The sequence below is a fragment of the Halomonas sp. ND22Bw genome (assembly GCF_003011945.1).
Classification (GTDB): domain Bacteria; phylum Pseudomonadota; class Gammaproteobacteria; order Pseudomonadales; family Halomonadaceae; genus Halomonas; species Halomonas halophila.
The window spans coordinates 1-268 of sequence record NZ_PXWD01000964.1 but is presented as its reverse complement, the minus strand read 5'-3'; the positions used below and the strand labels follow the sequence as shown (position 1 = coordinate 268).

Annotated in this window: 1 protein-coding gene; it reads left to right on the top strand. The window is 70.1% G+C overall.

The genetic code is table 11. From position 1 onward, the window contains the following. Nucleotides 1–180, top strand: a 180-nt coding sequence (locus CVH10_RS26065; RefSeq protein WP_219924932.1) for a hypothetical protein, incomplete at its 5' end; no start/stop codon positions are given. Nucleotides 181–268: the final 88 nt, after the last annotated feature.

Genomic DNA, 268 nt, shown 5'->3' with positions numbered 1-268 from the left:
CTGGTCGCCTGCAACTGGCGTCCCGATTTCAAGGAGCGCGCCCTCGCCACCGACGTCGTGCATCGCGCCTTCACCCACACCGGCCTGGCGCGCCTGGTGCGCCACGCGGAGGACGACTTCCTGCTGGAACTCTGGTGTCTCGATGGACGCTCGGTGGCCCAGCGCGAGGGCATCCGATGATCGGCATCGTCGTTCCGGCGCACAACGAGGAGTCCGACATCGGCGAGACCGTGGCCGCGCTGCTGCGGGCGGCCGCGCATCCTGCGCT